Source organism: Blastococcus xanthinilyticus (assembly GCF_008124835.1).
GTDB lineage: Bacteria > Actinomycetota > Actinomycetes > Mycobacteriales > Geodermatophilaceae > Blastococcus > Blastococcus xanthinilyticus.
This window is the reverse complement of sequence record NZ_VNHW01000003.1, coordinates 292,559-313,546: the sequence shown is the minus strand read 5'-3', so window position 1 is coordinate 313,546 and position 20,988 is coordinate 292,559. Positions and strand designations below refer to the sequence as shown.

At 76.3% G+C, this 20,988-nt stretch carries 19 protein-coding genes and 1 pseudogene; 3 read left to right on the top strand and 17 right to left on the bottom strand.

Annotation, left to right across the window (positions count from 1 at the left end; translation table 11 throughout):
• Positions 1 to 36 precede the first annotated feature (36 nt).
• From BD833_RS06680 to BD833_RS06670, 3 genes are all read right to left on the bottom strand, one after another.
• The gene (locus tag BD833_RS06680; RefSeq protein ID WP_166532330.1) at positions 37 to 810 is read right to left on the bottom strand and encodes a polyprenol monophosphomannose synthase; all 774 of its coding nucleotides are present in this window, start codon (positions 808 to 810) and stop codon (positions 37 to 39) included.
• Positions 807 to 2,462, bottom strand: a complete 1,656-nt coding sequence (gene lnt, locus BD833_RS06675) for an apolipoprotein N-acyltransferase (RefSeq protein WP_166532329.1) — start codon at positions 2,460 to 2,462, stop codon at positions 807 to 809. The genes BD833_RS06680 and lnt overlap by 4 nt, the downstream gene beginning before the upstream one ends.
• 546 nt (positions 2,463 to 3,008) lie before the next feature.
• Complete coding sequence (locus BD833_RS06670) at positions 3,009 to 4,523, bottom strand: amidohydrolase (protein ID WP_166532328.1); 1,515 nt, start codon at positions 4,521 to 4,523, stop codon at positions 3,009 to 3,011.
• A 190-nt stretch (positions 4,524 to 4,713) separates the two neighbouring features.
• Here BD833_RS06670 and BD833_RS06665 point away from each other — a divergent pair.
• Positions 4,714 to 5,240 (top strand): annotated as a pseudogene (locus tag BD833_RS06665) (GNAT family N-acetyltransferase).
• A 7-nt stretch (positions 5,241 to 5,247) separates the two neighbouring features.
• Here BD833_RS06665 and BD833_RS06660 read toward each other — a convergent pair.
• Both BD833_RS06660 and BD833_RS06655 read right to left on the bottom strand, forming a co-directional pair.
• Positions 5,248 to 6,123: a lysophospholipid acyltransferase family protein gene (locus tag BD833_RS06660; RefSeq protein WP_166532327.1), complete on the bottom strand. Its 876-nt coding sequence runs from the start codon at positions 6,121 to 6,123 to the stop codon at positions 5,248 to 5,250.
• Positions 6,124 to 6,133: 10 nt separating this feature from the next.
• Complete coding sequence (locus BD833_RS06655; protein WP_166532326.1) at positions 6,134 to 7,312, bottom strand: carboxylate-amine ligase; 1,179 nt, start codon at positions 7,310 to 7,312, stop codon at positions 6,134 to 6,136.
• Positions 7,313 to 7,456: 144 nt separating this feature from the next.
• On the opposite strand from BD833_RS06655, the gene BD833_RS06650 reads away from it, so the two are divergent.
• Positions 7,457 to 8,302, top strand: coding sequence for a hypothetical protein (locus tag BD833_RS06650; RefSeq protein ID WP_166532325.1), 846 nt, complete (start codon positions 7,457 to 7,459; stop codon positions 8,300 to 8,302).
• A 7-nt stretch (positions 8,303 to 8,309) separates the two neighbouring features.
• On the opposite strand, the gene BD833_RS06645 is transcribed toward BD833_RS06650, so the two are convergent.
• The 4 genes from BD833_RS06645 to BD833_RS06630 form a co-directional block, all read right to left on the bottom strand.
• Positions 8,310 to 9,449, bottom strand: a complete 1,140-nt coding sequence (locus BD833_RS06645) for an Rv2578c family radical SAM protein (RefSeq protein ID WP_243737489.1) — start codon at positions 9,447 to 9,449, stop codon at positions 8,310 to 8,312.
• Positions 9,450 to 9,503: 54 nt separating this feature from the next.
• The gene (locus BD833_RS06640; RefSeq protein WP_166532324.1) at positions 9,504 to 10,067 is read right to left on the bottom strand and encodes a dihydrofolate reductase family protein; all 564 of its coding nucleotides are present in this window, start codon (positions 10,065 to 10,067) and stop codon (positions 9,504 to 9,506) included.
• A 70-nt stretch (positions 10,068 to 10,137) separates the two neighbouring features.
• On the bottom strand, positions 10,138 to 10,608 hold the full coding sequence (locus BD833_RS06635) for an Lrp/AsnC family transcriptional regulator (RefSeq protein WP_166532323.1): 471 nt from the start codon (positions 10,606 to 10,608) through the stop codon (positions 10,138 to 10,140).
• Positions 10,583 to 11,737 (bottom strand): M24 family metallopeptidase, encoded by a 1,155-nt coding sequence (locus BD833_RS06630; protein ID WP_243737488.1) that lies wholly within the window; start codon positions 11,735 to 11,737, stop codon positions 10,583 to 10,585. Before BD833_RS06630 ends, BD833_RS06635 begins: the two co-directional genes overlap by 26 nt.
• Before the next feature lie 76 nt (positions 11,738 to 11,813).
• Here BD833_RS06630 and BD833_RS06625 point away from each other — a divergent pair, with 76 nt between their 5' ends.
• A complete protein-coding gene (locus BD833_RS06625; RefSeq protein WP_166532440.1) occupies positions 11,814 to 12,731 on the top strand; it encodes a 5'-3' exonuclease in 918 nt (305 codons plus the stop codon).
• Positions 12,732 to 12,770: 39 nt separating this feature from the next.
• On the opposite strand, the gene BD833_RS06620 is transcribed toward BD833_RS06625, so the two are convergent.
• The 8 genes from BD833_RS06620 to BD833_RS06585 form a co-directional block, all read right to left on the bottom strand.
• A complete protein-coding gene (locus BD833_RS06620) occupies positions 12,771 to 13,472 on the bottom strand; it encodes a DUF4333 domain-containing protein (protein ID WP_166532322.1) in 702 nt (233 codons plus the stop codon).
• A gap of 88 nt (positions 13,473 to 13,560) precedes the next feature.
• A complete protein-coding gene (locus BD833_RS06615) occupies positions 13,561 to 16,395 on the bottom strand; it encodes a DEAD/DEAH box helicase (protein WP_166532321.1) in 2,835 nt (944 codons plus the stop codon).
• Positions 16,396 to 16,505: 110 nt separating this feature from the next.
• Positions 16,506 to 17,390 carry a diacylglycerol/lipid kinase family protein gene (locus tag BD833_RS06610; protein WP_166532320.1) on the bottom strand — a complete coding sequence of 295 codons (885 nt, stop codon included), beginning with the start codon at positions 17,388 to 17,390 and terminating at the stop codon, positions 16,506 to 16,508.
• Between the two features lie 5 nt (positions 17,391 to 17,395).
• The gene (gene tatC, locus BD833_RS06605) at positions 17,396 to 18,310 is read right to left on the bottom strand and encodes a twin-arginine translocase subunit TatC (RefSeq protein ID WP_243737487.1); all 915 of its coding nucleotides are present in this window, start codon (positions 18,308 to 18,310) and stop codon (positions 17,396 to 17,398) included.
• A 25-nt stretch (positions 18,311 to 18,335) separates the two neighbouring features.
• Positions 18,336 to 18,662 carry a Sec-independent protein translocase subunit TatA gene (gene tatA / locus BD833_RS06600; RefSeq protein ID WP_166532319.1) on the bottom strand — a complete coding sequence of 109 codons (327 nt, stop codon included), beginning with the start codon at positions 18,660 to 18,662 and terminating at the stop codon, positions 18,336 to 18,338.
• 112 nt (positions 18,663 to 18,774) lie between these two features.
• Complete coding sequence (locus BD833_RS06595) at positions 18,775 to 18,981, bottom strand: hypothetical protein (RefSeq protein ID WP_166532318.1); 207 nt, start codon at positions 18,979 to 18,981, stop codon at positions 18,775 to 18,777.
• A gap of 9 nt (positions 18,982 to 18,990) precedes the next feature.
• A complete protein-coding gene (locus tag BD833_RS06590) occupies positions 18,991 to 19,971 on the bottom strand; it encodes a helix-turn-helix transcriptional regulator (RefSeq protein WP_166532317.1) in 981 nt (326 codons plus the stop codon).
• The gene (locus BD833_RS06585) at positions 19,968 to 20,945 is read right to left on the bottom strand and encodes a helix-turn-helix transcriptional regulator (RefSeq protein ID WP_166532316.1); all 978 of its coding nucleotides are present in this window, start codon (positions 20,943 to 20,945) and stop codon (positions 19,968 to 19,970) included. The genes BD833_RS06590 and BD833_RS06585 overlap by 4 nt, the downstream gene beginning before the upstream one ends.
• Between the last annotated feature and the right edge of the window lie 43 nt (positions 20,946 to 20,988).

Sequence of the window (20,988 nt, the reverse complement as noted above, 5' to 3'; positions counted from 1 at the left end):
TCGTCCCGCTCCTGCCGCGGTCCCGCCGCAGGCGGGTCACCGCCCCGGTACCCCGGCCCGACCGGCCAGGGGCGGGCGCACCCGGCCCGGCAGCCAGTCGGCCAGCCGGTCCTGCACACCCCACATCGTCACGCGTGCCCATGCCTCCCCAACGATCGGGCCGCTCATCTTGCTCCTGCCCCAGGTGCGCTCGGAGAAGGTGATCGGCACCTCGGTCACGCGGGCGCCGGACCGGAGGGCCCGCCACGCCCAGTCGACCTGGAAGCAGTAGCCCTCGCTGGCGACCTCGTCGAAGGGGAGCCGGTCGATCAGCTCGGCCCGGGCGGCGCGGAAGCCACCGGTGGCGTCCCGCAACGGCAGGCGCAGGGCCCAGCGGGTGTACCGGTTGCCCACCCGCGACAGCACCAGGCGGTGCAGCGGCCAGTCCTCGACCCGCCCCCCGTCGACGTACCGGGAGCCCAGCACCAGGTCTGCGTCGGCGAGGGCGCGCAGCAGGGCGGGCAGCTGCTCGGGGGCGTGCGAGCCGTCGGCGTCCATCTCCACCAGGACGTCGTAGCCGTGCTCCCGGCCCCACCGGAAGCCGGCGACGTAGGCCCGGCCGAGACCGGCCTTCGCCGTCCGGTGCAGGACGTGGACCCGCGGATCACGGGCGGCCAGGGCGTCGGCGAGCGCGCCGGTGCCGTCGGGCGAGGCGTCGTCGACGACCAGGGCGTGGGCGTCGGGCACGCTGGCGTGCAGCCGTTCCAGGACCCGCCGCAGGTTCCCGACCTCGTCGTACGTCGGCAGGACGACCAGGACGCGGTCGCTCACCCCGCGCTCCCCGCGCGGCGCCGGCGGAGCGACTCCAGCACCGCGCCCGCGGCCAGCGCGGTGAGCAGCCACTCCGGCGCGGCACCCAGCCGCTGGGCCACCGTGCGGTCGTCGCGCTGGGCGATCTCGGCGACGAAGACCGCCGGCTCGAACAGCTCCGAGGAGCGGACGACCGTGCCGTCGGGGGCGACGATCGCCGAGATGCCGCTGGTCGCGGCGATGGCCACGGCGCGGCCGTGCTCGACCGCCCGCACCCGGCTCATGGCCAGCTGCTGGGCGCTCTCGTCGGTGTAGCCGAAGGTGGCGTTGTTGGTCTGCACGACCAGCATCCCCGCTCCGCCGTCCACGACGTCCCGGACCAGCCCGTCGTAGACCACCTCGAAGCAGATGAGGTCGCCGAGCCGCATCCCGCCGACGTCGAGCACGCCGACCTCGTCGCCGGCGGCGAAGTCGCGGCGCACCAGGTCGACCTTCTCGCTGAAGAACCGGAAGAAGTCGCGGAAGGGCACGTACTCGGCGAAGGGCACCGGATGGCGCTTCATGTAGGTGGCGCCGGGGCCCTCGTCGGGCGCCCACACGATCGCGGTGTTGCTGATGAACTCCTGCGGGCCGCCGACCACCGCCCCCACCAGCACGGGGGCGCCGACGGCGTCGGCGGCCCGCTGGATCTGCGCGGCCGCGTCGGCGTTGCGGTAGGGGTCGATGTCGGAGCTGTTCTCCGGCCACAGGACGACGTCGGGCTGCGGCTCCTCCCCCGCCGCCACGGCCTCGGCCAGCTGCAGGGTCTGCTGCACGTGGTTGTCCAGGACCGCCCGCCGCTGGGCGTTGAAGTCCAGCCCGGCCCGCGGGACGTCGCCCTGGATGACCGCGACCGTGGCGGTCGGGCCGCCGTCGGTCAGCGAGGCGCCCGGCAGGGGCAGCCAGGCCAGCGCGCCCAGCAGCGGGACGGTCAGGACGGCGGCTCCGGCCCGCAGCACCCGGCCGCGGGCCCTCCGCGCCTCCCCCGCCTGGTCGCCGGCCCGCCGCCGGGCCCGCGCGAGCGCCAGGACGGCGGCGGCCAGCAGCGTGCCGGTCAGGGCGACGGCGAAGCTCAGTAGCGGCACCCCGCCGTAGGCGGCGAACGCCAGCAGCGGGCCGTCGGTCTGGGACAGGCCCAGCCGCCCCCAGGGGAAGCCGCCGAACGGGAACCGCCCGCGGACCGCCTCGTCGGCGACCCACAGCGCCGCCGTCCACAGCGGCCAGTACGGCAGCCGGGAGACCGGGGCCGTCAGGCCGCCCAGCAGCGCGAGGAACAGCGCCTGGCTGACCGCCAGCGCGAGCCACGGGAACGAGCCCACGTACACACCGGTCCACGACAGCAGCGGCACGAAGAACGCCAGCCCGGTGACCAGGCCCAGCCACAGCCCGGTGCGGACCCGCTGCCCGTGGACGGCGAGGGCGAGCGCGGCCGGCCCGAGCACGGCCAGCGCAGGCAGGTCGTAGCCGGGGAAGGCCAGCACCATGGCCAGGCCGCCGGCCGCGGCCAGGAGCGTCCGCCACAGGAGGCTGCGCCGCCGGTCGGCGACCGGCGTCCCGGCCGTTCCCGGGGACGAGCCGGGGCCCTCCGGCCGCTCCAGCGTCCCCGTTCCCGGCCCGCCGTCGACTGCGGGCACCCAGCGCCTCCCCGGTGCTGCGGCCCCGGTCGGGGCGCATCCTCCCCGCACCGCTCGGGCGGGGTCCGGGCCGCAGCGTTCCTGCGGCCCGACCCCAGCATCCCATCCCGGCCCGGCGCGGGGTGGGGCGTCGGATGACGCCGCCCCGTCCGGGCTGCGGATGCCCTGCCCGGCACGGGCCGGCGGGGACCGCACGGAGGCGACGCGGCTTCGGGCCGACCGGCCGGTCGCTGGCTGCGAGCGGCACGACCGTTGTCTGATGGCGCGGGTCTCCGTGGGCTCCGCCGGGGGAACCGCCGCCGTGCTCCCCGGGGCCCGCCGCTCCCCCGCGACCCGGAGCGCGGACGGCCGGGGGCCGTGCCGCGCGGCCGGGGGGAGCCGGCGCGCCTGCCGGAGGGCGCACGGTGCGGTGCGTCCGGTCAGGAACTGCAGCGACTGTAGGAAACGCACCGGACTCGACCGGCACCGGGGAGTAGCCCGGGGCAGAGTGTGACCAGATCGTTACTGATCGCGATGGTTCCGGGCGGCTGCGGTCAGGGGTGGCGGTCAGCCGGCGGTGTGCACGGACTCGCCGTCGACCAGCAGCAGCCGGCACGCCGGACGGGCCCGGTCGGCCAGCACCCGGGACAGCCCCTCGGAGCTCGCCCACAGGGCGAGGTCCGCCGCCGCGCCGGGCGCGAGCGGGCCGGCGGGGTGCTCCTCCCGGGCGGCGATCCAGCCGCCGTGGGTGGCCGCGTCGAAGGCGTCGAAGGGGCGTAGCCCGGCGCCCGGTGTCCGGTGGTCGACCGCCGCGTGCACCCCGCCCCAGGGGTCCAACGACGTCACCGGCGCATCACTGCCCAGGGTCAGGGCCACGCCGGCGTCGGCCAGGTCGGCCAGGGGGTTGGTCGCCAGCGCGCGGGGCACCCCGAGCCGCTCGGCGTACATCCCCGCGTCCCCGCCCCAGGCGGCGTCGAAGGCCGGCTGGACGCTCGCGACCATGTGCCAGTCGCGCATCCGGTCGATCCCCGCGGCCGAGGGCATCTCGAGGTGCTCCAGCCGGTGCCGGCAGCGACGCACCGCGGCGAGGCCGAGCTCCTCCACGACGGCGCCCACGGCGGCAAGCACCTGGTCGATGGCGGCGTCCCCGATGACGTGGAAGCCCGCCTGGACGCCGGCCAGGGTGCAGCGGCGCACGTGGTCCACGAGGGCGCCGGTGTCGAAGCGGAGCGCGCCCGAGGTGTCGGGGCGGTCGCGGTAGGGGGCGCCCAGGGCGGCGGTGTGCGACCCGATGGCGCCGTCGCAGAACAGGTCTCCCCCGGCTCCGGCCAGGCCGAGCTCGGAGACCAGGTCCAGCCCGCCACGCTCGGCCAGCTCGCCCCAGTAGCCCAGCACCCGCGGGCCGGGGACCGCGGCCGCCAGCTCCAGCAGGTCGCGCAGGTCGTCGGCGGAGGAGACCTCCGGGCCGGCCATCTCGTGCACGGTGCCGATGCCGAGCGCTGCCGCCGCGGCGCGGGTGGCCTCCTGCGCCGCCCGCCGCTGGGCGCCGGTGACCGCGCCGTAGGCCGCCTTCCGCGCCGCGTGGTGGGCGTCGAGCCGGAGCCGGCCGTCCGGGGAGAAGCCGGGCAGGTCGGCGATGCCGGGGATGCGCTCGAGCATGGCGGTGGACACCGTCGCGGAGTGCACGTCGACCCGCGCCAGGTAGACCGGCCGGTCGCCGGCCACCGCGTCGACGTCGGCGCGGGTCAGCCCCCGCTGCTCGGGCCAGCCGGTCTCGTCCCAGCCGGTGCCGAGGACGACCCCCGGACCCGAAGCGGCCACGTGCGCCCGCAGCCCGCCGAGCGCGGCGTCGAGGCTCGAGCTCGAGTGGAGGTCGAGACCGGTCAGCGCCAGCCCGGTCGCGGTGGCGTGCACGTGGGCGTCGACGAACGCCGGCGTCAGCAGCGCCCCCTCCCCCGGGAGCACCCGGTCGGCCGCCGGCGCGTCGCCCGCCGCACCGGTCCAGGCGATCCGGCCCGCCAGCACGTGCACCGCGCGACCCGGGCGGTCGCCGACGGTCACGTCGGTGATGAGCAGACTCATGCGGGGCCGTCCTCCTCCGGATGGGCGCCGCCGGCCGCGGACGCGGGCACAGCAGATCACGCGACCCGGGATCGGCTCGCCGGGGCGCCCCGGAGCGGCGCCGGCGCCGTGGATGCAGCGGCTGCAACGACCGCGCCCCTCGCCGGTCCCCCGGGTGGCCGGACGTCTCCACCGGCGGTAGGCAGGAGCGATGTCGGCGCCCGAGGAGGACCTGCGCACCGACCGGCTGGGGCTCCGGCCCTGGCGGACCGACCAGGCCGACCTCGACCGGCTCACCGACCTCTACGGCCGCGACGAGGTGACCCGCTGGCTCGGCGGTGCACCCACCCTGCCGGCGGTCGAGCTGGTCGCCCGCTGGGCCGAGGTCCACCGGCGCGATCTGCGGTACCTGTGCTGGGCGATCGAGCGCCCCGACGGGGTGCCGGCCGGAACCGTGCTGCTCAAGCCGCTGCCCAACGGCGTCGGCGAGGTGGAGGTCGGCTGGCACCTGCACCCCGACTCGTGGGGCACGGCTACGCCACCGAGGCCGCGCGGGCGGTGATCGAACGGGCGTTCGGCCTGGGCCTCCCCGAGGTCTACGCCGTGGTGCGCCCCGGCAACGAACGGTCCGTGGCGGTCTGCCGGCGGCTGGGCATGACGCCGCTCGGCCGGATGTGCCGCTGGTACGACGTCGAGCTCGAGGCGTTCCGGCTCATCGCGCCGGCGGTGGTGGTCTGACCGGGCGTCAGTGGCGGCGCAGGAGGCCGGTCATCCGGCGGCGCAGGGAGGGGCGACGGCGCCGGGTCGCGAGACCGGCGGCCCGCACCTTGTCCGCCGCCGCGGCGTCCCCGGGGGTGGGGGCGGTGCCCCCGAGGTGGGCGGGCAGCCACCAGCGGTCGGCGTCACCGGCCGGCTGGTCGGGGTAGCTGCGCTGCGCCTCGTCGAGCAGCGCCTCCATGGCGACGCGGATGCGGTCCAGCAGGGCCGGGATCCGCTCGCCGGGCTGGGCGGTGATCGGCTCGCCGAGGAGCACGGTCACCGGCACGGAGCGGCGCAGCTGGACCTTGTGCCCCTTCGTGGCCACCCGGTGCCCGCCCCACACGGCGGCCGGGACCAGCGGCACACCCGCGTCGATGGCCATGCGGGCCGCACCGGCCTTCAGCTCCTTCACCGTGAAGCTGGTGCTGATGGTCGCCTCGGGGAAGATGCCGACGACCTGCCCGTCCTTGAGCGCGCGCACGGCGGCCTCGAACGCGGCCGAGCCGGCCTTGCGGTCCACCGGGATGTGCCGCATGGCCCGCATGAACGGCCCGGACAGCCGGTGGTCGAACACGGCGGACTTCGCCATGAAGCGCACCAGCCGGTGCTGCGGGAGCGCGCCGAGGCCGAGGAAGGTGAAGTCGAAGAAGCTGACGTGGTTGCTGCAGATGATCGCCCCGCCGGTGGCCGGCACGTGCTCGGAGCCGCGGACCTCGAACCGGAAGCGGAACAGCCGGAAGACCACGAGCGCCAGCCGGATGATCAGCCGGTAGGGCCGGTCGCGCGGATCGGGCGCAGCGCCGAACAGCTCGGGTCGGATGACGTCACGCCAGCTCGCGGTGTACCTGCTCCCGGTGGACATGGGCGGGAATCTAGCGGCTTCCCCCGGCGTCCGGCTCGGCGGCGTCGGTACCTGCGGTGACCGCGACGGCGGCCCGGACGACCGCGCGGAGGTCGCCGGTCTCCCGGTGCACCCGCCGCTGCAGCTCCGCGCCCGTGCCGCGGGCGAGCAGCGCGTGCACCCCGTCGGTGACCCTCGCCTGGTCACCGGCATCCGCCAGGGCGGGGCCGACGTGCCCCAGGAGATCGGCCAGGACGTCGGCCGCGGGCGCCGGCCGGCCGGTGCGCGGGTGGACCAGGTCGCCGCCGAGCCCGGAGCGGCTCGCCCGCCAGGCGGCGAGGCCGAGGACCTCCGAGGGGACGTCCGGTGGCGCGGTCCCGGCCCCGGCTTCCCGCGCGGCGGTCTCGACGAGCGCCCGGACCAGGCCGGCGAGCGTGACCGCGTCCTCCACCCGCAGCAGGACGTCGGCCGTGCGCACCTCGACGGTGGGCCAGGTGGCCGACAGCCGCGCGTCGAAGTAGAGCTGCCCCTCGTCCAGCACCGTCCCGGTCGCCAGCGCCGCGCGCACGAGGCGGTGGTAGCCGGCGGCATCGCCGAAGGTGCCGGTGGGACCGGCCGAGGGCCAGCGGCGCCAGACCTGCGACCGGTAGCTGGCGTAGGCGGTGTCGGCGCCCTGCCAGAAGGGCGAGTTCGCGCTCAGCGCGGTGAGCACCGGCAGCCACACGCGGATGCGGTCGAGCACGGCCACGCCCTCCTCGTCGTCGCCGACGGAGACGTGCACGTGGCAGCCGCAGGTGAGCGCCTCCTCCGCCGTCCGGCCGAACGCGTCGAGCATCCGGTCGTACCGCTCCCCCGGCGTCGGCACCGGGTCGACGGCGACCGGTGAGGTGCCCAGGGCGGCCACCCGCAGGCCCCGGCTGACGGCCGCCGCGTCGGCGCGGTCGCGCCAGTGCCGCAGCTGGTCGTGCACCTCGCCGAGCGTGCTGCAGACCGGCGTCCCCAGCTCCAGCTGCTGCGCCTTCAGCTCCGGCACGAGCCGGGCGTCGTCGGGGACGCCGGCGTCCTCCCCGCGATCGGCTCGGTCGTGCTGGTCCACGTCCTCGGCCTCGCCGCGCCGTGCTGCGGTCGCCAGGGCAGCCGGACCTCCCGGCACCGGCACACCGTCGGCCCCGACCACCAGCAGCTCTTCCTCGACGCCCACGGTCCGCACCGCCCCATGATCGGGAACGCCCGCGTCCGGGTGTGCACCGGCCCTGCTGGTGTCTGGCCGCCCGGAGGGCGGCCCCTCTTGTCAACGGCAGGTGACCACGACGAAAAGTCGTCCTGTTGTTGGGGATAACGGTAGTGTCGCGTCATGCCGCGCGCGTGGCAGCAGCCGCTGCCGGAGATGCCGTCCCTGCCCCCGGCTCGCGCCTGGGCGCGCCTGCTGCCGCCGCCCGGGTACGAGGTGCAGTGGGGCCGGCTGGTCGATGCCGCCCTCGAGCTCGGCCTGGGGCCCGATGCACTGGCCGCCGGAGGGCTCGGCGACGTGGCCGCCGCCCGCGGGTGGCGGCCGGCGACGGTGGCGCTGTACAGCAAGGTCGCCCGGTACGGCGGGCTGGCCCTGCCGCTGCCGGCCACCCCCGAGCCGGACCCACCGCTGCTCGATCTCCGGCCGCTCACGCAGCTCCGCGGCGAGGACCCGGAGCACCTGCGGTCGGTGGCCTGGTGCGCCCTGGCGCTCGGCTGGCCGGCACCGGTGGGCACCTTCCGGTCGCTGCGCCGCGACCAGGTCCGGGCGACCACGCGGCGGCTGCTGGTGACCACCGAGGACGGCGAGTGGGCCGTCGCCGGCGCGGTGAGCGCCTGGCACGCCTGGGAGGCGACCCGCGCCAGGTACCCGGCCCTGGCCGCGAGCCCCTGGGTGCTGCCCGCCCTGCGCCGAGGGCCCGGCATCGACTCCCGGATCGGCGGCCGGCTGTCCAACCAGGCGCTGCAGGCGACGTTCACCAAGCACGTCCGCACCACGGTGGGGCACCTGCGGGCGACCGCGGCCCCGTCCCGTCGCGAGGCCGTGGAGGAGCTCGCCGCCGCCTACCGCTCGCTGTCCTACGACTCCTACCGCCGGCTGGCGCTGGCCGCGGGCGCGCCGCCGGTGGGGCGCCGCGGCGTCGTCCGGGCGACCCGCGCCGTGGCCCGCAGCGCGCGGCTGGCCGGCTGAGCGCGGCTCACAGCAGCGACAGCTGCTCTCCCGCCGGGGTCGGCGCCGGCCCGGCGGGTGCGCGTCCGGCGGGCACCGGGATGCCGTCGGCGGGCAGGCTGCCGGCCGGGAAGCCGACCTCCTCGTCGTCGGGCACGCCGGCGGTGCCCTCTCCCACCCGGCGGGCCGCTCCACCGGAGCGCCGGTCCAGGCCGTGCCGCGCCAGCAGCGGGGCGACCCGCCGGGCCAGCCAGGCCCGGTACTCCGGCGGTACGTAGGCCCGCCGGGCGTAGAGCCGCTCGTAGCGCGGGACCAGCTCGGGGTGGGCCGTGCCGAGCCAGGCGGTGAACCACTCCCGGGCCCCCGGGCGCAGGTGCAGCGGGATCACCGTCACCCCCGTGGCGCCCGCGGCGGCGATCGCGGCGAGGGCCGCGTCGAGGTGCTCCACCGAGTCGGTGAGCCCGGGGAGCACCGGGGCGAGGAACACCCCGCAGGGCAGCCCGGCGTCGGCGAGCGCCCGCACGAGGTCCAGCCGCGCCCGCGGTGTGGGCACCCCCGGCTCCAGGCCGGCGTGGAGGTCGTCGTCCCAGATGGCGATGGAGACGCCCAGCCCCACCGGGACGTCCCGCGCGGCGGCCGCCAGCAGCGGGACGTCCCGTCGCAGCAGCGTGCCCTTGGTGAGGACCGAGAACGGGGTGCCGGACCGGGCGAGGGCGCCGATCACGCCGGGCATCAGCCGGTACCGGCCCTCGGCCCGCTGGTAGGGGTCGGTGTTGGTGCCGAGGGCCACGTGCTCCCGCTGCCACGACGGCCGGGCCAGCTCGCGCTCCAGGACCTCCACCAGGTTGGTCTTGACCACGACCTGGCGGTCGAAGTCGCGGCCGCTGTCGAACTCGAGGTACTCGTGCGTCCGGCGGGCAAAGCAGTAGACACATGAATGGCTGCAGCCCCGGTAGGGGTTGATGGTCCACGGGAACGGCATCGCCGACTCCCCCGGCACCCGGTTCAGCGCGCTCTTGGCGCGCACCTCGTGGAAGGTCAGCCCGGGGAACTCGGGCACCTGCACGCTGCGCAGCAGGCCCCGGATGCTGGGCATGCCGGGCAGCGCCCCCGGCTCGTCGAGGTCCAGTCGCTGCGCATCCCACCGCACACCCTCATCCGAACACACGTTCGAATCGTTGTCCACCGGTTCCGAGGTCGGCAGCGATCCGGAGTCGGCGGCTCAGCGCCGGACCGCGTACCTCGTCAGGTGCACGCCGCCGGGGAACGTCCGGGTCTCCACCAGGTCCAGCCGCACCCGGTCGTCCAGGGCCGGGAAGAACGGCGTGCCGCCACCGACCAGCACCGGATGCGTGACCAGCACGTACTCGTCGACCAGCCCGTGCCGCATCGCCGCCGCGGCGAGCGTGGCGCCACCGATGTCCATGGGGCCGCCGTCCCCGGCCTTGAGCCGGGCGATCTCGGCAACCGCGTCGCCGGTGACCAGGCGGCTGTTCCAGCCGACCGGGCCGGTCGTCGAGGAGAACACCACCTTCGGCATGGCCCGCCAGCGCTCGGCGTACTCGACGTGCGCCGGGGGGGCGCCCGGCTGCTCGTCGGCGGTGGGCCAGTGCGAGCTCATCCCTTCCCAGAGCCGGCGGCCGTACAGCGCCAGGCCGGTCGCGCCGACCCGGTCGGACCACCACTGGAACAGCTCGTCGCTCGGCACACCCCAGCCGAGGTCGCCGCCGGGCGCGGCGGTGTAGCCGTCCAGGCTCAGGTTCATGCCGCAGGTCAGGGTCCGCATGGCGTCAGCTCCGTGGGTCGGGATCCGGGGTACCGACCGGCGCGGCACGCGGAGCTCATCGGTGCGGCCCTCAGATCGGCGGGCGCGCCTCGTAGGACGTGGAGAGCACGACGGTGGTGCGGGTCGTGACGTTGGCCGCGGCCCGGATCTCCTTGAGCAGCGCCTCCAGGGCATCGGGCGAGGCCACCCGGACCTTGAGGATGTAGCTCTCCACCCCCGCGACCGCGTGGCACTCCTCGATCGCGGCCAGGTGCGCCAGCAGGGTCGGCGCCTCGTCGGACTGCGCGACGTCGGCCGGGCTGATCGACACGAACGCGGTGAGCGGCAGCCCCAGCTGCTTGGCGTCCAGGGTCGCCCGGTAGCCGGTGATCAGGCCCCGCTGCTCCAGCCGGCGCACCCGTTGGTGCACCGCGGACACCGACAGGCCCACCCGCTCGGCCAGGTCGGTGTAGCTGGCCCGGCCGTCGCGGGCCAGGACGGCCATGAGCGCGCGGTCCACGTCGACCGCGGCGCCCTCAGCCGGGGAGTTCGACGAGCTCACGGGGACCGTTGTTCAGGACGCGGACGCCGTCGTCGGTGCAGACCACGATGTCCTCGATGCGGGCGCCGTGCCGGCCGGGCAGGTAGATGCCCGGCTCTACCGAGAAGGCCATGCCCGGCTCCAGGGGCAGCGCGTTGCCGGCGACGATGTAGGGCGCCTCGTGGCTGTCCAGGCCGATGCCGTGGCCGGTGCGGTGGATGAAGTACTCGCCCCAGCCGGCGTCGGCGATGACATCGCGGGCCGCGGCGTCGATCTGCTCGGCGGTCACGCCCGGCCGCACCGCCGCCGTCGCCGCCTGTTGGGCGGCGTGCAGCACGCCGTACCACTCGGCGACCTCCGCCGGCGCGCTGCCGCCGACGACGTAGGTGCGGGTGCAGTCGGACCGGTAGCCGGTGGCCGTGGCCCCGCCGATGTCGACGACGACGACGTCCCCAGCCTCGACGGTGCGCCCGGAGAGCTCGTGGTGCGGGCTCGCGCCGTTCGGCCCGGACCCGACGATGGTGAAGTCGACGCCGACGTGCCCCTCGGCCAGGATCGCCGCGGCGATGTCGGCCCCGACCTGCGCCTCGGTCCGGCCGACGGTCAGCCACTCCCCCATGCGCGCGTGCACCCGGTCGATGGCCGCGCCGGCGAGGGCGAGCTCCTGGATCTCGGCGGGGGTCTTCACCATGCGCAGCCGGTCGACGACCGGCGAGGCGAGCTCGAGCGTGCAGCCCGGCAGCGCCCGCTGGACGCCGAGGGCGTGCTCGGCCCAGGTGCGGGAGCCGACCGCCACCCGCGCCGGGGACGAGCCCAGCCGGGCGGTGGCGGCCTCGGCGAGCACCGCGAAGGCGTCGTCGGTCTCGTCCCAGGCCAGCACCTCGAGCCCCAGCGCGCCCGCCGGGCCGGCGTCGACCATGGGGGCTTCGAGCCGGGGCACCACGAGGAACGGCTCCCCCGTCCGCGGCACGGCCAGCGCGGTCAGCCGCTCCATCGCGTGGGCGTCGTAGCCGCACAGGTAGCGCAGGTCGGCGCCGGGCGTGAGGACCAGCAGATCGACCCCCCGCTCCTCGGCGAAGGACCGGGCGGCGTGCACCCGGTCGACGGTCATGAGCGGGCCGGCGGCCTCCGGTGCTGGTGCGGTTCCCACCCGCGCAGACTAGCCACGCGCACTGCCATTGCCCGCAATCGTTGCCAGACCGCTACCGTCCGCCGTCGTGACGACGATGCTGCTGGACGCCGCCTCGCTCTACTTCCGCGCGTTCTACGGGGTGCCGACCAGCGTCACCACCCCCGACGGGCGGCCGATCAACGCCGTGCGCGGCTTCCTGGACATGACCGCGCGCCTGGTGACCACCCACGGGCCCGACCGGCTGGTCGCCTGCTGGGACGACGACTGGCGCCCGGCCTTCCGCGTCGAGGCGCTGCCGTCCTACAAGGCGCACCGGGTGGCGCCCGAGGGCGGCGAGGAGACCCCCGACGAGCTGGGGCCGCAGGTGCCGATCCTGGTGGACGTGCTCGCCGCCGCGGGCCTGGCCCGGGTGGGCGCGCCGGGCTACGAGGCCGACGACGTGATCGGCACGCTGGCCACCCGCGCCCGCGGCCCGGTGGACGTGGTCACCGGGGACCGCGACCTGTTCCAGCTGGTCGACGACGCCCGCGGCGTGCGGATCCTCTACACCGCGCGCGGGATCTCCGACCTGGAGTTCGTCGACGAGGCCGCGGTCACCGCCAAGTACGGCATCCCCGGGCGCTCCTACGCCGACTTCGCCGTGCTCCGCGGCGACCCCAGCGACGGGCTGCCGGGCGTGGCCGGGGTGGGTGCCAAGACCGCCGCGGCGCTGATCGGCGAGTTCGGGGACCTCGCGGGCATCCGCGCGGCGGTCGCGCGGACCGTCGTCCCGAAGCCGCCGCTGACCGCCGCGGTGCTCAAGAAGCTGCACGTCGCGAGCGACTACCTCGACGCGGCCCCGGTCGTGGTGGCGGTGGCCACGGGCATCGACCTGCCGGCGGTCGAGGGCACGCTCCCCCGCACGCCCGCGGACCCGGGAGCGCTCGCCGCCCTGGCCGCAGCCCACGGACTGCAGTCGTCGCTGGGCCGGCTGGGCGCCGCCCTCGGCTGGCCCGACGGCGTGCTGGGCTGACGGCGTGCTGGACCGACGACGTGCTGGGCTGCCCCTGCGTCAGGGCTCCGTCCAGGTGTAGCGGGCGCCGTCCTCGTCGGTGATCTCGATTCGCAGGGTCACCTGCTCGTCGTCGGCGGTGACCCCCGAGCACTCGTAGGTCGCCCCCACCTCCACCCGCATCTCCTCCGCGCAGCGCAGGTCGAGCGGCACGCCCTCGCGCTGCTCGAACTGCGCGGCGACGTCGCGCTCGACCGCGTCCGCTTCGAGCACCGTGGGCCCGGTCGACGCGGCCAGCACGGCTCCGCCGGCGACCGCGGCCATCGCGACGGCGGCCAGCCCCGCGACCAGGCCGGCGTGGCTGCGGCGCGGCGGCGGGCCCCAGCCGGCCGGCTGCGGCCCGCCGGGGCCGGAGGACCCGTACGGCCCGCCCGGTCCCGGGGGAACCTGCCCCGGCTGCCGGGGACCGCCCGGGGGCGGGCCCCACGGCGGGCGCGGCGCCTGCCCCGGGGGCCCGAAGGTCGCGGGGAAGTCGCCGTATGGCTGGGTGGCGCCATGGGGTGGGAAAGTGCCCGACGGCGGCAGGAAGCCGGAGGAAGGCGGGAAGCCGGGCGGCGGGGACCCGGGCGGCGCCCCCCACGGCTGCTGCGCCCACCCCGCCCCGGCCGAGGGCGGCTGCGGACCGGGCGCCGGGGCCGGCGGCTCGCCCGGCCGGCCGGGCGGCACGCGCCCGGGCTCGCCGTCGCCGTGCGGGTCGGTCATGGTCGCTCCCCTGTCCGTGCCCACCGCGGACGGGGACGTCCGGATTGTGCCGCACCTACCCGGTCCCGGCCGTTCGCCGACCCGCCGGTCAGCCGCCGACCGCGACGGCGACGACCCCGCGGCGCACCCGCTCCACCGCCGCGCGGGCGGTGCGGGCAACCTGCTCGTCGGCGACCTTGGCCAGCTGGTCCAGCAGGTCCAGCAGCTGCCGGGCCCACCGGACGAAGTCGCCGCCGGAGAGCTCGGTGCCGGCCTGCTCGGCGCCGGCCAGCACCCGGTCGAGGTTCTCCCCGTCGGCCCAGCGGTACGCCGCCCAGGCGAAGCCGAGGTCGAGGTCGCGGCTGGCCGGCACGCCGTGGTCGAGCTCGACGTCCTGCAGCCGCGACCGGATGCCGCGCATCCGCCCGATGGCGTCGGCCACCGCACCGGCCGGCACCGCGGGCAGCCCGGGGGTGTCCCGGCGGGCCTCGAAGACCAGCGTCGACACCGCCGCGGCGAGCTCCGCCGGGGTGAGCCCGCGCCAGATCCCGGCCCGCAGGCACTCGGCGACCAGCAGGTCGGACTCCGACCAGATCCGAGCCAGCCGGCGGCCGTCGTCGGTGACCACCGGCACGTCGTCGACCGCGCCCACCTCGGCGGTGTCCGCCGGCACCAGCGGCGCCGCCTCCGGCACCAGGTAGCCGAGCTCCTCGAGGACGTCGCAGGTGCGGTCGAACTGCCGGGTGAGCGAGCCGGTGCGCTCGGCCATCGTCCGCTGCAGCGACTCGGCCTCCCGGACCTCCCGCAGCCACCGCTCGGCGAACCGGACCCGCTCCTCGCGGTCGGGCAGCGCGTGCACGGGGTGGTTGCGCAGCGCCTGGCGGAGGTCGGCGAGCACCGGGTCGTCCGCGGCGGCCGAGCGGTTCTTCACCCGGCGCGCGCCCAGGTCGTTCTCGACCCGCGCGTTGCGCAGGGTGGAGGCGAGGTCCCGGCGGGCGTGCGGGCTGCGGTGGTTGAAGTTCTTGGGCACCCGGACGCGGGCCAGGGCCGTCACCGGCCCCGGGAAGTCCACCGAGCCCAGCCGGCCGGCCCACTTGTCCTCGGTGAGCACCAGCGGCCGCGGGTCGGCGAGGTCGGTGATCCCGGGGTCGAGGACGATCGCCAGCCCCTGCCGCCGTCCGGTCGGCACCCGGATGACGTCACCGGGGCGCAGCGCGGCCAGCGCGTCGGAGGCCTCCATGCGCCGCTTGGCCTGCGAGTCGCGGGACAGCTCCTTCTCCCGGTCGGCGATCTCCCGCCGCAGCCGCGCGTACGCGCCGACGTCCCCGCGCTCGGAGCTCATCTCGGCGGCGAACCGGGCGGCGTCCCGCTCGTGCCGCGCGGCCGCGCGCGCCAGGCCCACGACCGAGCGGTCGGCCTGGAACTGGGCGAACGACGACGCCAGCAGCTCCCGGGCGCGGGCCCGCCCGAACGAGCTGACCAGGTTGACCGCCATGTTGTAGCTCGGCCGGAACGACGACCGCAGCGGGTAGGTGCGGGTGCTGGCCAGGCCCGCGACCACCGAGGGGTCCATGCCCGGGGCCCAGACGACGACGGCGTGCCCCTCGACGTCGATGCCGCGGCGGCCGGCCCGGCCGGTGAGCTGGGTGTACTCCCCCGGCGTCACGTCGACGTGCGCCTCGCCGTTCCACTTCACCAGCCGCTCGAGGACGACGGTGCGGGCCGGCATGTTGATGCCCAGGGCGAGGGTCTCGGTGGCGAACACGGCCTTGACCAGGCCGCGGACGAAGCACTCCTCGACGGTCTCCTTGAACGCCGGCACCAGCCCGGCGTGGTGCGCCGCCAGCCCGGCGAGCAGGCCCTCGCGCCACTCCCAGAAGCCGAGGACGTGCAGGTCCTCCTCCGGCAGCGAGCCGGTCCGCTCGTCGATGATCGCGGCGATCTCGGCGCGCTCGGTCTCGTCGGTGAGCCGCAGCCCGCTCATCAGGCAGTGGTGGACCGCGGCGTCGCAGCCGTTGCGGCTGAACACGAAGGTGATCGCCGGCAGCAGGCCGGCCTTGTCCAGCCGCTCGATGACGTCGGACCGGGCCGGCGGGCGGTACCGGGGCCGGTGGGAGCTCTCCCGGCGGCCGGAGCCGCCCCAGCTGTCGATCCGGCGCTCGTGCTCGCGCACGTAGCGGACCAGCTCGGGGTCGACCACGGAGGCGCCGCGCTCGCGGGTGGACAGCATCCGGGGTGTCTCCCCCTGCTCCGCGGCGTGCGCGGCGGGGCGCAGCGAGAACAGGTCGAACACCCGGTTGCCGACCAGCATGTGCTGCCACAGCGGGATCGGGCGGACCTCGCTGACCACGACCTCCGTGTCGCCGCGCACGGTCACCAGCCAGTCGGCGAACTCCTCGGCGTTGCTGACCGTGGCCGAGAGCGAGACCAGCGTGACCGACGGCGGGAGGTGGATGATCACCTCCTCCCAGACGGCGCCGCGGAACCGGTCGGCCAGGTAGTGCACCTCGTCCATGACCACGTACCCGAGCCCGCGCAGCGCCGGGGACTCGGCGTAGAGCATGTTCCGCAGCACCTCGGTGGTCATCACCACCACCGGTGCGTCGCCGTTCACGGCGTTGTCGCCGGTGAGCAGGCCCACCCGGTCGGCCCCGTAGCGCGCCACCAGGTCGGCGTACTTCTGGTTCGACAGCGCCTTGATCGGCGTCGTGTAGAACGCCTTGCGGCCCTCCGCGAGCGCCTTGTGCACGGCGAACTCGCCCACCACGGTCTTGCCGGCGCCGGTGGGCGCGCAGACCAGGACCCCGGAGCCGCGCTCCAGCGCCTCGCAGGCCTCCACCTGGAACGGGTCCAGGGAGAAGCCGAGCCCGGCGGTGAAGTCGGCCAGCGTCGGGTGGGCGGTCCGCCTCCGGGCAGCGGCGTACCGCTCAGCGGGGCTGGACATGGCTCCACGTTAGGCGCTGGCGCCCCGACGATCAGGTCGGCTGATCGTTTGTGGTCCTGGCTCAGCACCGGTGGTGAGCCAGGACCACGAACGATCAGGTCACCTGATCATCATGGGCCGGCGCCGACCACCCGCAGCGCGCCGGGGACGCACTCGGTGACCGCCGGGAGCGGCGCCACCGGCTCCCCGTCGGCGTAGGTGGTGACCCCGGCGCAGGACAGCTCCACGCGGGCCGCCCGGTGCACGGTCACCGCCGGGTGGGCGACGTGCGTGCCGTCGGCCAGCCGGGGCTTCGTGGCGATCAGGTCGCGCCGGGAGACCGCCCCCACCACGGTGACGTCGAGCAGCCCGTCGGCGGGGTCGGCGGCCGGGCAGATGCGCAGCCCGCCGCCGTACCAGGCGGTGTTGCCGACGGCGACCATCGTGGCCGGCAGCGTCCGCTCCGCACCGTCGAGCACGAGCGTCACCTCGTAGGGGCGCAGCCGCGCCAGCTCGGCGAGGACGGCGAGGTCGTACCGGCGCCGGCCGCGCGGCCAGCGCAGCCGGTTGGCCCGTTCGGTGACGGCGGAGTCGAAGCCGCAGCAGAGCACGGTGGCCCACCACCGGCCCGCGGTCCGGGCGGCGTCCAGCGTCCGGTCCCGCCCGGCGAGCAGGTCGGCCGCCGCGGCGCGGGCCGCCGACACCGGGTCGGGCGACACGCCCAGCGCCAGCGCCAGGTCGTTGCCCGTCCCGGCGGGGACGACGGCCAGCGGCGTGCCGGTGCCGGCGACGGCCTGGAGGGCGGCGTGCGCGACCCCGTCGCCGCCGATGGCCACGACGGCGGCCGCACCTGCCCGGACGGCGTCGGCGGCGCAGCGCTCCGCGTCCGGGCGGGTGACCGCGTCGAGCACCCGCGGCCGCAGCCCGGCGTCGCGCAGCGCCGCCAGCACCGACGCGGACACCGTGCGGGCCCGGCCGCGGCCGGCGACCGGGCTGACGAGGACGGCGACGTCCACGGCCGTCAGCGGCGGGTCGAGGGCGCCGGATCCGCCGGCTCGTCCAGCGTCGAGGGGCGGACGTCGAGCGGTGAGGCCTCGTCGTCGCCGAGGTCGTGGAAGTGCTCGAGGGCGGCCCGCCGGGCCCGCCGACGGTCGACGAACCGGGCCACCTGGATCGCCAGCTCGAACAGCACGATCATCGGCCCGGCCATGAGCAGCATCGTGAACGGGTCCTGCGTCGGGGTGACGAACGCGGCGAAGACGATGGTGAGGAAGAAGATCCACCGACGGCTCTTCCGCAGCACCTCGTAGCTCAGGGCGCCGATCAGGTTGAGCGCGACCGCGATCAACGGCACCTCGAAGCTGACGCCGAACGCGACCAGCAGCGACAGCACGAAGCCGATGTAGTCCTGCGCGGTCAGCGCGATCACGACCCCGTCACCAGCGAGGGAGAGCAGCAGCTCCAGGCCGGCCGACAGCGAGACGTAGGCCAGCACCGCACCGAGGGCGAACAGGGCGCTGGAGACGGCGACGAAGGCGACGCCGTAGCGCTTCTCGTTCTTCTTGAGCCCCGGGGTGACGAAGGCCCACAGCTGCCACAGCCAGAACGGGGCCGACAGCACCGCACCGGCCAGGAAGGCCACCTTCAGGCGGATGAACACACCGCCGAAGACGTCGGTGATCAGCAGGCCGCACCCGCCGGCGTCGTCACCCCCGTAGCGCAGCTCCTCGGGCAGACCGCAGTACGGCGCCCGGATGAAGACGCCGAGGCCGTTGTCGTACCACCAGAACGCGATGGCGGTGGCCACCAGCAGGGCCAGCAGCGCCTTGCCGATGCGGTTGCGCAGCTCGGTGAGGTGGGCGATCAGGCTCATGGTGGCCTGCTCGTCGCGGGGGGTACGACGCCGGCGGCGGGTGCCGCGGGTCGACTCGCTCACCGCCGTGCTCCCGGGTGCAGGGGGTTCAGCGGGAGCCGTCGGCCGCGCGCGCCTGGTCGGCGCGGGCCCGCAGCTCGGCGGCGCGGAGCTCGGCCGTCCGGGCCTCCTCCTGCAGCCTGATGTTCAGATCGTCCGAGGGCGAGGACGCGGGCGCGACGATCTCACCGCGCACCGGCGTGGTGGTCGCGGCGTCCTTGGCACGGACGTCGTCGTCCTTCATGCCCTTCATCTCGCCCTTGAAGATGCGCAGCGAGCGCCCCAGCGAACGCGAGGCGTCGGGCAGCTTCTTGTAGCCGAAGAGCAGCAGGATGGCCAGGATGATCAGGCCGATCTCGAGCGGGCCGAGTCCCATGGCGCGTCCTCCAGAAGTCGGGTGGCTGGGGCGATGCTACGCCCGGGTCCGGACCGATTCTCCGTGCCCGGCGGCTGGACCGGGAGGCGCGGCGGGCGAGTTCGCCCGCCGTTCAGCTCGCCGTCGTCCGGTCGTCGCGCAGCCGCGCGGCGCGCTCCACGGACTGCTGCAGCTCCGCGCGCACCGGTGCGACGTCGCGCTCGGCCGCCGCCAGCTCGCGGTTCAGCCGGCCGAAGGCGCCCAGCGTCCCGTACGCGACCACGCCGAGGACGACGAGCGCCAGCACCACCACGACGACCAGCACGATCCAGAACAGCACGGGGCGACCCTAGCCGTCGCCGCCGGCGCGCACGCCGTACCGGGCCAGCGCCGCCCGCGCCTCGGCGGCGACCTGCGCGCCGATCTCGGCCGGCTCGTCGACGACGGCGTGGCCGCCCAGCGTCGCCACCAGCCGCCGGGCCCAGGCGAGGTCCGCGGTGCGCACGGTCACCGCCAGCCCGCCGGGCGGGTCGTCGACCGGGACGACGTCCTCCACCGGGTAGTAGTCGGCCACCCAGCGGGCGCGGCGGGCCAGCCGCAGCCGGACGGCGGGCGCCTCCGGCCCGGGCCGGTACACGCCGTCGTCGACGCTGCGGCCGGTCGCCTGGGGCGGCGGCGCGGCCGGCTCGTCGAGCACCGCCACCTCGTCCACCCGGTCCAGCCGGAACAGCCGCACGCCCTCGGCCCGCCGGCACCACGCCTCCAGGTACCAGGAGCCGTCGACGAACAGCAGCTGCATCGGGTCGACGGTCCGCTCGGTGCGCTCGTCGCGGGTGGGCACGTAGTAGTGCAGGTACAGGGCCCGGCGGCGCTCCAGGGCGTCCCGGACGACGGCGAGGGTCTCCGCGCGGGCGTCCATGCTGACCGCCACCGGGGTCACCCGCCCCGCCGCGCCGGCCGCGGCCGACACCTTCGCCAGGGCCCGGCTCACCGCGTCCCGCTCGACCAGCCCGGGCAGCTCCAGCAGCGTGCGCAGGGCCACGACCAAGGACACCGCCTCGTCGGTGGTCAGCCGCAGGGGCCGCACCATGCCGGCGCTGAAGGTGACCCGCACCCGGTCGCCCTCGAAGGCCACGTCGATCAGGTCACCGGGGCCGTACCCGGGCAACCCGCACATCCACAGCAGCTCGAGGTCGCCGCGCAGCTGGCGCTCGGTCACCCCGAAGTCGCGGGCCGCCTCGGCCACCTCCACCCCGTCCGGGCGGGCGGCGAGGTACGGGACGAGGGCCAGCAACCGGGTCATCCGGTCGGTGGTGCCGGTGGCGGTCATGCCGTGCCTCCCATGGCGGCCAGGCGGGTCAGCCGGGCGATGACGGCGTCGCGCATCTCGGTGGGCGCCTCGACCACGACGTCGGCCCCGTGGGCCGCCAGCTGGTCGGCCAGCGCCCACGGCTCGGTGGTGCGCAGCTCCAGCCGGTCGTCGCCGTCGTCGGCCGGGCCCAGCGAGGTGGCGTGCCGCCGGACCCCGATCGCCGTCCCGGGCCGGGCGCGCACCACCACCAGGTGCTCGGTGCCGCCGACCTGGCCCGCGACCACGGCGGGGAGGTCCAGGTCGGCCGGGGGCTCGAACGCGCCGGCCGGGCCGACCGCCCGGGGCGTGCCGGTGACCCGGGAGAGGCGGAAGACCCGCGGCGCCTGCCGGTCCAGGTCGAACCCGACCAGGTACCAGCGGCCGTGCCAGGCCACGACCCCCCACGGCTGCACGTCCCGCCGGACGGCGGCGTCCTCGTCGGGACGGCGGTAGTCGAACTGCAGCCGGCGCCGGTCCCGCGCGGCGGCGTAGCAGGGCTCGAAGGCGGCCTCGCCGCGGTCCAGGCGCGGCTGGATCGGGATGGCGCGGGAGGTGTCGACCTCGACGCCGGCCGCCTTCAGCTTCACCAGGGCGCTCTGCGCCGCCCCGGCCAGCTGGGCGGACTCCCACAGCCGCACGGCGAGGCCCACCGCGGCAGCCTCCTCGCCGGTCAGGTGGATCTCGGGCAGCTCGTAGTCGGCCCGGGCGATCCGGTAGCCGTCCTCGGTGTCGAAGACGCTGGTGCGGCCGGTCTCCAGGGGCACGCCCATCTCGCGCAGCTCGGCCTTGTCCCGCTCGAACATCCGCTTGAACGCCTCGTCGGCGCGGGCCGTGCCGTCGTCGGCCTCGTAACCGGGCACCGTCGACCGGATGCGCGCGGCCGTGACGAACTGGCGTGTGCTGAGCAGCGCGATCACCAGGTTGACCAGTCGCTCTGCCCGCTTGGCCGCCATGGCGCCCAGGCTAGTCAGCCGGGGCCGGCTCCACCTCGCCGGT